This is a genomic window from Litorilituus sediminis (genome assembly GCF_004295665.1).
GTDB lineage: Bacteria > Pseudomonadota > Gammaproteobacteria > Enterobacterales > Alteromonadaceae > Colwellia > Colwellia sediminis.
The window spans coordinates 3,373,090-3,385,877 of sequence record NZ_CP034759.1 but is presented as its reverse complement, the minus strand read 5'-3'; the positions used below and the strand labels follow the sequence as shown (position 1 = coordinate 3,385,877).

Below are 12,788 nucleotides of genomic sequence, written 5' to 3'. Positions count from 1 at the left end.
TGCTAGGTCTTTTTATTTATTATGCTTATTAATTAAATCGTACGCTGCCTGAATATCTTGCGTTTTTTGTTTAGCACTTTCCATCATTTCTGGCGGTAGACCTTTAGCAATCAATTTATCTGGGTGATGCTGCGACATTAACTTCTTATAAGCCTTTTTGATATCCTTCATCGGCGCCTCTTTACTCACGCCCAGCACCTTATAGGCGCTTTCTAGTTGCGTAGCACTGGCAGGTGCAGAGCTTGAATGACCGTAACTTTGGCCACCTTGTTGATGAAAAGCCGCACCAGCAATAATCATTTCCAGTAAATTATCTAACTCTCTGGCAGAATAGCCTAAATATTTTGCTATGGTATGTAATACTGCGCGCTCGTGTTTATCTAACTGACCATCAGAAAATGCCACTTGAATTTGAATTTCTAAAAACATTAATAGCAAATCATGGCGATTGCCCATTAAACGTTTAAATTTACGCAGCCGCTCTTTTAATGGAAAGTTAAGTGATTTACCTTCACGAAAAGCATCTTGAGCTTGTTGTTTAAGCTCATTAGTTAAACCCAACTTATTCATGTAAGCGCTAGCAAAAGCAATTTCATGGCTAGTAACTTGCCCTTTCGCCTTAGCGACATTGCCCATCACAGAGAAGGTGGTATAAAAGAAGGCCGCCTGACGAGAAACATCATCTTCTTTGCCAGCTGCTATGCCATCAAAATCAAAACCCCTGCCTTTATCAAATAAATGACCAAGCCATGTTCCAATTAGGGCGCCAATAATAGTTTTACTTAACATAAAACCAAAAATAAACCCGAGTATTTTTCCCCAAAAACGCATAGTAAAACTAACCCATTAACATTTAAAACTTGGCTTGCAGCCAATAAATCAACACGACTGAACGAAATAAAATTGCGCAACTAATCCTGACAGATTAGCACGATTAAAAAAATTGCTATATCATAATGCAATTAGCCGTTAAAATGCTTGATTCATCATCATAAAAACTAAAATTATAACCATTTTCGCTTATTTTTCGGACATTAAATGTTTTTTTCCCGACAATCATTGTTGATTATCTCCTTTGTCAGCACATTAATTATTTTTTCAGATGAATTATTGGCAAATAATCATGAATTAAAAAGCCAAGGGCCAGCTACTATGCCGATGCTCTGCCCTATCCCAACCTATAAAGAAATAGCTACCGGTAGAGCAAATGTTACTGATGACACCATTAACATCTTCTCAAAGTACGCCAGTATTGAACGAGATCTCATCACGCAATTTAGTGGCGGCGTTACCTTAATTGATAAAAGCCAGAAAATATTAGCCGATGAACTGGCCTTTAATCGCTTATCTATGGAACTAAAAGCCATTGGTAATATCCACTACCAAAGCAATAATATTAATATCTTTGCCGACGCACTAAGCGCGAGCAAAGCTCAAAACTCAACCACCATGACATCGGCGTCCTATCAACTTGATGGCAACCCAGGTCATGGTAGTGCGGCACAATTATTGGTAACCACTGACGGCCAATTAAATTTAATCGACTCAACCTTTACCACCTGTTTAGATGAAACTCCGGATTGGCAAATAAAAGCCAGTGAAATTAACTTATCCGCAACAGGTGATTTTGGTGAGGCTTATCATGCACAATTTCGCGTTCTTGATGTACCGGTTTTATATATTCCGTACTTCTCGTTTCCAGTTTCGCAAAAGCGTACTACGGGCTTTCTCTACCCGAAAATATCAAGTTCTAGCAACTCAGGTTTAGAAGTAGAAACGCCATTTTACTGGAATATTGCCGAGAATTATGATGCGACCATTACACCGCACTATATGTCTAAGCGCGGCCTACAACTACAAACAGAATTTAGATATTTAGTCGGCTTACAAGCAGGCCAAATCGATATTGAGTATTTAAATAAAGATAAAGCCTTAAAGGCAAATGACGATCCAAGATATTTAGCTCGCCTTCAACACGTTGGTACCTTTTCTGATAACTTCCGTGCTTATGTTGATTACACCACCATGAGTGATGATAACTACTTAGTTGATATTGGTAGTCGCCAATACAACTCAAATGATGCCTACTTATACCAAATTGGTGAACTGGCCTATTTCGGTGAAAACTGGCAAACCACATTTAAATTACAAGATTTCGAGGTTTTAGGTAATCACCAACCCAGCTATAAAACACTACCTCATATTGAAATTGCCGCCCAACAACCACTCAACTTTCTTTCAAGTCAGTTAGAGTTATATTCTGAGTTAAGTAGCTTTCAATCAGCAGAAGAAAACCAAGTTGAGGCAAATCGCTATCACGTTGAAGCAGGATTAACCTTGCCAGTATCAACACCAGCCTGGTTCTTTAACTCAGAGCTGCGTTTAATGCACACCTATTACCAACAAGATAATATTCAGTTAGGTAGTGACTTAGAAGATACGGTACAACGAACCTTGCCTAAAGTACGTTTTCACGGTGGCATTAATTTTGACCGCCAGATGACAGCATTTGGTAGCAACTACCGCCATACTTTTGAGCCACAGCTTCAGTACCTTTATATTCCAGATAAAGATCAAAGCAATATTGGCTTATACGATACAACCAATTTACAAGATGACTTTAACGGTTTATTTAGAGACAGACGCTTTAGTGGTTTAGATAGAATTGCTGGTGCAAATCAATACACTTGGGGTATCACTAGTAGAATTTTAGACGAGTCTAACCTAGAGGTCTTTCGCTTAAGTGTAGGTCGCATTCAGTACCTTTCTGAGAATGAAAAGTCGCAAGACAGTGAGTTATTAAACCTTAGCAGCACAAGTTTCGCCCTTGAAAATCAAGAATCATCGGTTGCTGCTGACGTGTTTTATCGTATCAACCATCAATGGCAAATAAGCGGTGACATTCAATATAACACGCAAGAAAACTTCACCAACAAAGGCCAAGTGAACCTAGATTATCAATTTAACAAATATAACACAGTTCAATTGAACCATAGATATGCACGCAATGTCTCAGGTAATAGCCTTGAACAAGTTTCTTTACTAACCAGTGTTGCTATCAACACCAATTGGGCGTTTGTTGGTCGCTTAACACAAGATTTAAGACAAAGCCGTAGTCTGGAAAGCTATGCAGGTTTTCAATATGAAAGTTGTTGTTGGGCAATTCGCTTAGCTTATCATCGTCATATTAATTCAAACTTAGACGATGAAGACTTTATCAATGAAAACCGCGATGAATTTGATAGTGGAATTATGGTACAGTTCATTATTAAAGGGCTTGATGGCAAACAATCTGCAATTGGTACACAGGAAATGTTTAACGACAGTATATTTGGTTATAAACGACCATATTACTTAAACAATTAGCCTTGCCTAGCAGCTTAACCTATTAAACAAGAAGATATAATATTCACATGAAAAACTCAGTTAAAATTTTAGCCTTAGTCAGTTCACTTATTGTTGGCACATTGACACCCGCTCATGCTGATGAAGCGCTCGTTGATCGCGTTGCTGCCATAGTCAACGGTGGCGTTGTCCTTGAGTCAGAAGTTGCTGGCTTACTGGCAAGTATCAAGCAACAGGCAAAGCAAAATAACCAAAGCTTACCTTCTGATTCTGCGCTAAGAACACAAGTTATGGATAAACTCATCAATGATAGTTTATTAATTCAAATGGGCGAACGTATGGGTATACAAGTTAGCGACGCGCAACTTGATCAAACCATTGCCCGTATGGCACAAGACAATAAATTATCAATAGAACAATTTCGCCAGAATATTATTGCCGATGGTACTAACTATGAAGTATATCGTGAAAGTATTCGTACCGAATTAATCGCAGGTGAAGTGCGTCGCAACAGTGTTGGTCGTCGGGTATTTGTTTCTCCGCAAGAAATCGATAATCTACTTTCGTTAATGAAAGAACAAACCAATAACGACGTAGAATATAACTTAGGCCATATCTTAATTGAGTTTCCAGCAGACCCTACGCAACAAGATATGGAAGATGCCAAAACTCGCGCCAATAAAGTAATTGAGCTATTAAATAATGGCTCAAACTTTGCCAAAATTGCCATTGCTTCTTCTGGTGATGCCAATGCCCTTAAAGGGGGTGAGTTAGGTTGGAAAAATATTAACGAGATGCCAACCCTGTTTGCCGATTTAATTGATGGCAAAGCCAAAGATACCGTAGTAGGACCAATTCGTACCGGCCTAGGTTACAGTATTGTCAAAGTACTGGATATTCGCGGTAGACAAGTAGTAGAAGTAGAAGAAGTCAGAGCAAGCCACATTCTTATCGAACCTTCAATAATTTTAAGCGATGATAAAGCAAAAGAGTTACTACAAGGCTTATTAGAGCAAGTTGAAGCTGGTGAAGCTGACTTTTCAGAATTAGCTAAAGAACATTCTGATGGCCCTACCGCTATTCGCGGTGGTGATTTAGGTTGGGCTGACCCCAAAAGCTATGATCCTGCCTTTAGAGATGCCTTAGCAAGCATGAAAGTGGGTGAATATCATAAGCCATTTCGCTCTTCATTTGGCTGGCATATTATTCAATTAAACGACAGACGTATGATAGATGCCACTTCACAAATGAATGAGAAGCGAGCGTACCAAATTTTACACAGCCGAAAGTTCGGTATTGAAAGTGCACGCTGGATGAAAGAAACCCGTGACGAAGCGTATATTGAAATTTTTGAACAGGATGAAAAGTAATGACTAAGCGCATTGCTATTACCCCCGGCGAACCTGCTGGCATAGGCCCAGATCTCGTCATAACCATTGCTCAGCAAGCTTGGCCTGTTGAAATGGTCGTCGTTGCCTCAAAATCACTGATGTTAGCAAGAGCCAAGCAATTATCTCTGCCCCTTAAGCTAATTGATTACGATGCAACTAAACCTGCACAAGCACAAGCAGCAGGCAGTATTACCATCTTAGACGTTGAACTTGCTGAGCCATGTGTTGCAGGTGAACTGAACAGCAATAATGGTGCGTATGTCGTCGAAACATTAAGAGTTGCCAGCGATAAAAATATCTCAGGTGAGTTTGATGCCGTTGTTACAGGACCTGTACATAAAGGTTTGATCAATAAAGCTGGCATTGCATTTAGCGGACACACAGAATACTTTGCTCATCAAGCAAACTGTAGTGATGTTGTTATGATGTTAGCGACTGAAGGCTTACGTGTTGCTTTAGTCACAACCCATATACCGCTTGCTTATGTATCAAAAGCGATCACCTTTGAGCGCCTACAAAAAGTCACTCGCATTCTCCATAAAGACTTAAAAGATAAGTTTGCCATTGAGTCACCGAAAATCTTTGCATGTGGTATTAATCCTCATGCAGGTGAAGGTGGGCACTTAGGCCGAGAAGAAATTGAAGTAATGGAGCCCGCATTTGCTGAACTCAGAGCTGAGGGCATAGATATTGTTGGTCCGCTACCAGCTGATACTATTTTTCAGGAAAAATACCTTGAACAGGCCGATGCCATATTAACAATGTACCATGATCAAGGCTTGCCGGTATTAAAATACAAAGGTTTTGGCGCTTCGGTTAATATCACCCTAGGTCTACCTTTTATCAGAACCTCTGTGGATCACGGTACCGCGCTCGAGCTGGCAGGCAGTAATCAAGCTGATTCAGGTAGCTTTATGGAAGCGATAAAAAACGCCATTAAATTAGCCAACAATAGTTAATCGACTCACAATAGCGATTAAAATCGTCAGACTATACTAACTGACATAATGCAAAAATTTAGAGTAGCAAGGTATGAGCAGTAACGCCCATTTAGGCCATCAGGCCAAAAAACGATTTGGCCAAAACTTTTTACATAATGATGCCATCATTAGCAGTATTGTCGATGCGATTAACCCTGAGCCTAATGAAAGCTTAATTGAAATTGGTCCCGGCTTAGGAGCGCTAACAGAGCCTGTTATTGAGCGTGCTGGTAAGCTATCGGTAGTTGAATTAGATAGAGATCTGGCACATCGTTTACGTCATCACCCATTTTTAGCGCCGCATCTAACCATTTATGAAATTGATGCACTCAAATTTGATTTCGCTAAATTAGCTACGGATGACAAGCCATTAAGAATTTTTGGCAACTTGCCGTACAATATTTCCACGCCACTGATTTTCCACCTACTAACCTTTAAAGATAAAGTACAAGATATGCACTTTATGTTGCAAAAAGAAGTGGTAGAACGTATGGCTGCTGGTCCTGACTGTAAAGCCTATGGCCGTTTATCTATTATGACGCAATACCAATGCCAAGTTGTGCCTGTGATGGAAATAGGCCCAGAAGCATTTAAACCTGCGCCTAAAGTTGACTCGGCTATTGTGCGACTCATCCCACATAAAGAGATCAAAAACCCGGTAAAAGATATTAATGCTCTTAATACGGTATGTTTAACGGCCTTTAATCAACGTAGAAAAACCATACGTAATAGCTTTAAAAACCTGATAACTAGTGAGCAGTTAACGAGTCTAAATATTGATCCGAGTTTACGCCCTGAAAATTTATCTATCGATGACTATATAAAACTAGCGAATTTTATCGTCGATAACCCACCTGCTGTGCCTGAGTCAAAAGCGAAAAAACGTGCAGCCAAGCATTTAAGTGAATAACAGAGCCTGTGGCATATTATATTGTTGGTGATATTCAAGGCTGTTTTTCAGAGCTAAGTGCATTATTAGCGCAAGTGAATTTTGATCGCCAACAAGATACCCTTTACTTTGCTGGCGATCTTGTCGCTCGCGGCCCTGACTCACTTGCAACACTCAGGTTTGTTAAAAGTTTAGGCGCTCGCGGCAAAGTAGTGCTAGGTAATCATGATCTACATCTACTTTCCGTTTATGCTGGTATTAAAAAAGTAAAAGCAGCAGACAAACTTGATGAGTTACTCGCAGCTGATGACATCAATGAACTGATGACATGGCTCGCCCAACAACCACTTATTCAAAAATTGCCGACCTCAGATAATGAGCATGCCTATTTAAGCCATGCTGGTTTATCTCCTCAGTGGCAAATTAAAGAAGCCCTAACACAAGCAAATTTAGCTCAGCAAAAGTTACAATCACCACAAAGAGACTATTGGCTCAAGCAAATGTATGGTGAGCAACCCAATAACTGGTCAGATGCACATAACGATATTGAAAAGTTTCGCTACACCATCAATTCACTCACTCGCATGAGATATTGCTTTGCCGATGGTTCACTCGAATTTCTGCAAAAATCAGCCCCTAGTACATTAATAAATCAGTCTAACCCAAGCCAACTGACGCCTTGGTTTAATTTAACTAAACTACCTGATGATCATTATTGGTTATTTGGCCATTGGGCATCACTCATGGGCAAAACTCATAAAGCTAATATGCTTGCGCTAGATACAGGCTGCGTTTGGGGAAATTACTTAACCATGTTACGCTGGCACGACAAAAAAGTATTTATTGAAACAGCTCATAAAAAATAAACTAAAAGGCAATAAAACCTGTATCTTAAGGTGAAAAAGCAGTTTAGCTTGTTATAATGAAGAAATAATGCTTAATATAATTCAATAATTGTCGATATAATTTGGCATTAGTTAAAAATAACTATAAGTATTCAAACGCATAACAATAACGCATTGGCTTTAAATCAATTGGTGGTATCTATGAATCTAACTGTAGCTAGGAAAATTATTGGTGGTTTCACCATAATTTCACTATTACTTGTAATAACCAGCGTATTTTCTTACAAAAACTTTAGTACTATCAATGACTCCACTAGTCAACAAAATGAACTGGCTATCCCTACCTTAAAAGCCAGTAACAAATTAGCCATTGAAATTAGCCAGCTGAGTAAATTGGCTCTAAAAGGCTACTATCAAAGTGATTTAACTAAACTAGCGCAAGAATTAGCTGAATATAAACGTATTGAGCAAATGTTTTCCAAAGAGTTAGCGCAACTCAAAACTATTGTCGCTCAAGAAAATAATCTACTTAGTAACCTAAAGCGCGTAGATAGTGAATTTAAAGTATTTAACGAATCTTCTCTCGGGGTTTTTGAAAACCACAAGCTTAGTATTGAACAGAAAAACCTGTTAGATGGAAAAGTCGATTCATTAGAAGAAAAAGCTGATGACACTGTGATGCTATTACTTGATCTGGCTGATCATGATTTAGCAGATACTAAACTACAACGAGCTATTAGCTTAAGTGAGCAGCTTGAAAACCAGTTTAACGCCTTAGTATCTTCTACATTTGAATACAGAGACACCTTATCTGACTCCACTGCTGAATTAATTGAAAGTGAGCTTAACTTTAGCTTAACCGAAGCGCAAAAGTCCCTTGAAGAAATCCTAGCTGAACTAAATCAACATAATGTCGATGATATTTCAGAAGAAATTAGCTCTACTTTGGCAGACATCCAAGACTTACTATCAACGTCAACGGGTATTATTGCTCATAAACGTGCGCAATTATCAGCAAATCAAACAGCGGCAGAACTATTAGCAAAAGAAGAGCTTAGTGCAACTAAGGTAAATGAAGTACTAAACAAACAAGTTGAATTAGCGAATCAAACGACGATTGAAGCGACTAAGTTAGTGGAAAAATCAGTGAGTGATGGTACCAGTCAAACAATTACCATAGTGATTATTTCTATTGTTATTGCAGTGTTTATTGCACACCGTACTCTTATCAGCATTATTCGCCCACTAGCTAGAGTAAATGACATGCTTAAAGTAGTCGCTTCTGGTGATTTATCTCGTAAGCTTGATGACAGTGGTCATGATGAATTTGCCCAGCTTTCAGCTAACTGTAACTCACTTATCGAGAGCTTACGTACCCTAATTCAAAGTATTGTGAGTCGTTCAACTCAATTAGCTGCCGCGGCTGAGCAAACTTCTGCGGTAACCTCGCAAAGTACCAGTGCGATTGAAGAACAACGTAACCAAGTTGAACAAGCTGCCTCTGCGACAACCGAAATGAGTAGCACTTCACAAAGCGTATTATCGAGTGCCAATGATGCCTTAGGTGAAATTAAGCATGCTGATGATGAAGCAGAGCGCGTGAAAGTCATTTCAGAGCGCAATCGTCATACTATCGAAGAGCTGGCAGGAGAAGTTGATTCAGCCGCACAGGTTATCAACCAATTACAACAAGATAGTGCCTCAATCGGCGGTATTTTAGATGTAATTCGAGGTATTGCAGAGCAAACCAACTTACTTGCCTTAAACGCCGCAATTGAGGCCGCACGTGCTGGTGAGCAAGGTCGTGGTTTTGCCGTAGTTGCTGATGAAGTAAGAACATTGGCAAGTAGAACACAAGAGTCTACATCAGAAATTCAAACCATGATTGAAGCACTACAATCAGGTGCAGGTAAAGCCGTAACCGTCATGGATACTGGTAAAGCAAAAGCAGCTGATTGTGTTCATCAAAGTGAAGAAGCAGACAGAGCACTTGAAACTATTACCCATGCTGTACATGAAGCCTTTGATCGAAGTTCACAAATTGCTACCGCAGCAGAAGAGCAAAGTGTTGTTGCCCATGAAATTAGTGAAAACCTAGAATCAATTGTTGCCATTGCTGAGCAAACGACTGCTGGCTCTCAACAAACCGCTTCATCAAGTAGTGAAGTAGCAAAACTTGCTGAAGAACTACAACAATCGGTACAAGAGTTTAAGTTATAATTGCAACCTAGGTGTTAACCTCTTATAAGCCCGCACTTCAACTGCGGGCTTTTTTATGCATAGCAGCTAGCACGTTTTCATTGACATAAAAGCATCAAGCTATATAATCCAGTGGCTTGAAGTTAGTTTTATATTGTTGTACACCATTTCGTTGTAAATATTTTTAGATATATCGCACGTCCTGATTTATAAGTAATAGCAACTCTTTTTAGCAAACCGCTTTTTGTTTGCACCTTTCAGTTAGCTAATTGAATTTCAAATATTAAGCACATTACTCAATAAATTTAATAGGATAGAATTATGTCTACTACTACTGGTACAGTAAAATGGTTTAACGAAGCAAAAGGTTTTGGTTTCATCGAGCAAGAAAATGGCCCAGATGTTTTCGCTCACTTCAACGCTATCGTTGGTGAAGGTTTCAAAACACTTGCTGAAGGTCAAAAAGTTGAATTCACAGTTACTGATGGCCAAAAAGGCCCTCAAGCTGAGAACATTGTTGCGCTTTAATCAGCCACTAAATGGCTAATCAAGGCCATATGAATAATAAAAAAGACAAGCAATACGCTTGTCTTCAGACTGATGACAAAGTCCTAGACAGTAGTCTAGGACTTTGATCTAATAAAAACATGGAAAATTACAAAAATTAACCATGTTAAGAGAACCTTCCCCGCAACAACATGAACTCGAAATGGTCACGCTAGACCAGTTAGTTCCAGCCAACCATCTAGTTCGTAAACTCGATAAGTATATTGACTTTGAGTTTATTCGAGATGAAGTCAAAGACTTATATTGCACTGATAATGGTCGTCCTCCGGTGGAGCCAGTCCAGCTATTTAAAATTATGCTACTTGGGTACTTATTTGGTATTAAAAGTGAGCGCCAAATCATCAAAGACATCGAAGTAAATGTCGCGTATCGATGGTTTCTCCGCATGGGGCTTACCGAGAAAGTTATCGATGCCTCAACACTTAGTCAAAATCGTATTCGTCGTTTCAATGGCACAGATGTATTTGAACGTATATTTAATCACATCGTCCAACAAGCCATTAAACATGGTCTAGTTGGGGGCAAAGCCTTATTCACCGACAGCACACACTTAAAAGCAAACGCCAATAAACGAAAGTTCACCAACAAGCTCAAACCCGTCTCAACCAGTGCCTATATTAAGCAAATCAACAAAGCTGTGGAGGCAGACCGTAAAGCGGCTGGAAAAAAGCCACTCAAGGATAAAGGCTATTGTGAGATAAAGCGGAATAAGGTAAGTAAAACCGATAGTGATAGCGGTTATATGCACCGAGATGAAAAGCCAAAAGGTTTTTTCTACCTAGACCACAGAACCGTAGATAACGACTATAACATTATTGTAGATACGCATATTACGCCAGGTAATGTCCACGATTCTCAACCATACATTGCTCGCCTTGATGCCATTGAAAATCGCTTTGCACTATCCCCTGAATTTGTTGGTATTGATGCAGGCTACTTCACAGCGCCCGTCTGTTTTAATCTGGAACAACGTAACATCCAAGGGGTGTTTGGTTACCGTCGTCCTTCACGAACGAAGAATGCCATTAAGAAAAAGCACTTCAAATACGACGAGAAAGCAGATACGTATACCTGCCCGCAAGAGCAAACGTTAATCTACTCGACCACCAGTCGAGAGGGTTACCGAGAATATCATTCTGACCCCAAGGTATGCGTTAATTGCCCTCAATTAAAAGATTGCACTAAGAGTAAAAGTCATAAGAAAGTGATAACACGCCACGTAATGGCTGCGAGTCAAGATCGGGCTAATGAATTTCGCTTAACAAGCCTTGGTAAATACCTTTACAAACGACGATGCGAAACCGTTGAAAGAAGTTTTGCTGATGCAAAGCAACACCATGGTCACAGGTATGCAAGATACCGAGGTAAGCATAATGTTCAAATGCAAGCATATATGGCTGCGGCAGCACAAAATATGAAGAAGATAGCAATGACGCTATCAAATATTCCCCAAATAATGGCAATCTAAAAAGGATAGCCCTTTAAAAGCTCAATTCGAGACATTAACACGCCAAATAGGGAAGATAAGCCCCAAACAAGTCCAGAAAAACCAAATAAAATAGAAAAGACGTGGCTAGAAAAATATCGAGATCGCAGCCTACGGCTGCTCATAAAAGACAAACCCCGAACAGAATGACGGGGTTTGTCAGTAATCTGAAGACAAGCAATACGCTTGTCTTTTTTGATTAAGCAGCAATAACACCCTGGCAATGTAACTTTTCGCTAAAACACCATAGCAGCACCTGGGCTTAAAATTGAAAGCATATCAAGACGCTCTAAATCACAATAATCTACCGCTTGAGCCAAAGTATTAACATCAAGATTGAGTTCATCTAATAGTGTTTTATCTATTAGCTCATCATATTTGCTCGACTTAATCACATGAGTTTTAGTCATCACTCTTTTGGCAATATAAAGCAACTGGGTTTCCACATTATACTGGTTTACATCATCAACATCTTGATACCTTATAGGTGCAAATAAACCATAAGGTAATTGCCAAAGTTTAAGTAATTCAGCTGAACATTCACCGAAAGTAAAACCTAAAACTTCACGTTGCTTTTGCCAAGGTGGCTTAGCGGTATCACTAGAAACACACTCACCAATCAATTTTGGTGTTATCTGTAAAACCACCAACTCACCTAAGTTGTGTAATAAGCCTAGAATAAACAATCGCTCTGCATTGGCTACATTTAAATGAGTGCCTAAAAACTTAATCAACAAGGCGCAATCAACACTTCTTAACCAAAAGTAATCTAGGTATTTTGAATTGGCATCAATTGCCTTAAAAGCTTCTGTGGTAAAGTAAGCAATCACTAAATTATAAACCTCGGTAATACCGAGTACTAAGACAGCCTTAGAAATCGTATCGATTTTACCGGGATAATTAAAGAAAGAGCTATTGGCGAGCTTAAGCACTGTCGCCGCCAAAGCAGGATCTAATAATATAACATCTGAGATATCATCTATAGTTGATGACTCATCATCAATTAACTCTTTAATACGAATAAAGGAGTCTGATAAAACAAAAATATTACTCGCTTTATCAGCGTATGTTTCAGCATTCATAACC

10 protein-coding genes are annotated in these 12,788 nt (G+C 39.3%); 8 read left to right on the top strand and 2 right to left on the bottom strand.

From position 1 onward, the window contains the following. Window positions 1-12 precede the first annotated feature (12 nt). The gene (gene djlA, locus EMK97_RS15050; protein WP_130603576.1) at window positions 13-831 is read right to left on the bottom strand and encodes a co-chaperone DjlA; all 819 of its coding nucleotides are present in this window, start codon (window positions 829-831) and stop codon (window positions 13-15) included. A 207-nt stretch (window positions 832-1,038) separates the two neighbouring features. Here djlA and lptD point away from each other — a divergent pair, with 207 nt between their 5' ends. The 8 genes from lptD (at window position 1,039) to EMK97_RS15010 (ending at window position 11,684) form a co-directional block, all read left to right on the top strand. Then, a complete protein-coding gene (gene lptD / locus EMK97_RS15045) occupies window positions 1,039-3,366 on the top strand; it encodes an LPS assembly protein LptD (RefSeq protein WP_130603574.1) in 2,328 nt (775 codons plus the stop codon). Between the two features lie 47 nt (window positions 3,367-3,413). Further along, window positions 3,414-4,715, top strand: a complete 1,302-nt coding sequence (surA, locus tag EMK97_RS15040; RefSeq protein ID WP_130603572.1) for a peptidylprolyl isomerase SurA — start codon at window positions 3,414-3,416, stop codon at window positions 4,713-4,715. Next, window positions 4,715-5,695 (top strand): 4-hydroxythreonine-4-phosphate dehydrogenase PdxA, encoded by a 981-nt coding sequence (gene pdxA / locus EMK97_RS15035; protein WP_130603570.1) that lies wholly within the window; start codon window positions 4,715-4,717, stop codon window positions 5,693-5,695. Before surA ends, pdxA begins: the two co-directional genes overlap by 1 nt. 73 nt (window positions 5,696-5,768) lie before the next feature. Then, window positions 5,769-6,626 carry a 16S rRNA (adenine(1518)-N(6)/adenine(1519)-N(6))-dimethyltransferase RsmA gene (gene rsmA, locus EMK97_RS15030; RefSeq protein WP_130603568.1) on the top strand — a complete coding sequence of 286 codons (858 nt, stop codon included), beginning with the start codon at window positions 5,769-5,771 and terminating at the stop codon, window positions 6,624-6,626. Window positions 6,627-6,634: 8 nt separating this feature from the next. Beyond that, the gene (locus EMK97_RS15025) at window positions 6,635-7,471 is read left to right on the top strand and encodes a symmetrical bis(5'-nucleosyl)-tetraphosphatase (protein WP_130603566.1); all 837 of its coding nucleotides are present in this window, start codon (window positions 6,635-6,637) and stop codon (window positions 7,469-7,471) included. A gap of 180 nt (window positions 7,472-7,651) precedes the next feature. Continuing rightward, window positions 7,652-9,670, top strand: a complete 2,019-nt coding sequence (locus tag EMK97_RS15020) for a HAMP domain-containing methyl-accepting chemotaxis protein (protein ID WP_130603564.1) — start codon at window positions 7,652-7,654, stop codon at window positions 9,668-9,670. Between the two features lie 300 nt (window positions 9,671-9,970). Next, the gene (locus tag EMK97_RS15015; protein WP_033092258.1) at window positions 9,971-10,177 is read left to right on the top strand and encodes a cold-shock protein; all 207 of its coding nucleotides are present in this window, start codon (window positions 9,971-9,973) and stop codon (window positions 10,175-10,177) included. A 142-nt stretch (window positions 10,178-10,319) separates the two neighbouring features. Further along, window positions 10,320-11,684, top strand: a complete 1,365-nt coding sequence (locus EMK97_RS15010) for an IS1182 family transposase (RefSeq protein WP_130598330.1) — start codon at window positions 10,320-10,322, stop codon at window positions 11,682-11,684. Window positions 11,685-11,938: 254 nt separating this feature from the next. On the opposite strand, the gene EMK97_RS15005 is transcribed toward EMK97_RS15010, so the two are convergent. Next, window positions 11,939-12,784 (bottom strand): HDOD domain-containing protein, encoded by an 846-nt coding sequence (locus EMK97_RS15005; protein WP_130603562.1) that lies wholly within the window; start codon window positions 12,782-12,784, stop codon window positions 11,939-11,941. Between the last annotated feature and the right edge of the window lie 4 nt (window positions 12,785-12,788).

What these genes read in the sequence shown, in the direction of transcription:
- EMK97_RS15015 (WP_033092258.1), top strand. Translation starts at nt 9,971, where the DNA reads ATGTCTACTACTACTGGTACAGTAAAATGGTTTAACGAAGCAAAAGGT.
- surA (WP_130603572.1), top strand. Translation starts at nt 3,414, where the DNA reads ATGAAAAACTCAGTTAAAATTTTAGCCTTAGTCAGTTCACTTATTGTT.
- djlA (WP_130603576.1), bottom strand. Translation starts at nt 831, where the DNA reads ATGCGTTTTTGGGGAAAAATACTCGGGTTTATTTTTGGTTTTATGTTA.
- pdxA (WP_130603570.1), top strand. Translation starts at nt 4,715, where the DNA reads ATGACTAAGCGCATTGCTATTACCCCCGGCGAACCTGCTGGCATAGGC.
- rsmA (WP_130603568.1), top strand. Translation starts at nt 5,769, where the DNA reads ATGAGCAGTAACGCCCATTTAGGCCATCAGGCCAAAAAACGATTTGGC.
- lptD (WP_130603574.1), top strand. Translation starts at nt 1,039, where the DNA reads ATGTTTTTTTCCCGACAATCATTGTTGATTATCTCCTTTGTCAGCACA.
- EMK97_RS15010 (WP_130598330.1), top strand. Translation starts at nt 10,320, where the DNA reads ATGTTAAGAGAACCTTCCCCGCAACAACATGAACTCGAAATGGTCACG.
- EMK97_RS15020 (WP_130603564.1), top strand. Translation starts at nt 7,652, where the DNA reads ATGAATCTAACTGTAGCTAGGAAAATTATTGGTGGTTTCACCATAATT.
- EMK97_RS15005 (WP_130603562.1), bottom strand. Translation starts at nt 12,784, where the DNA reads ATGAATGCTGAAACATACGCTGATAAAGCGAGTAATATTTTTGTTTTA.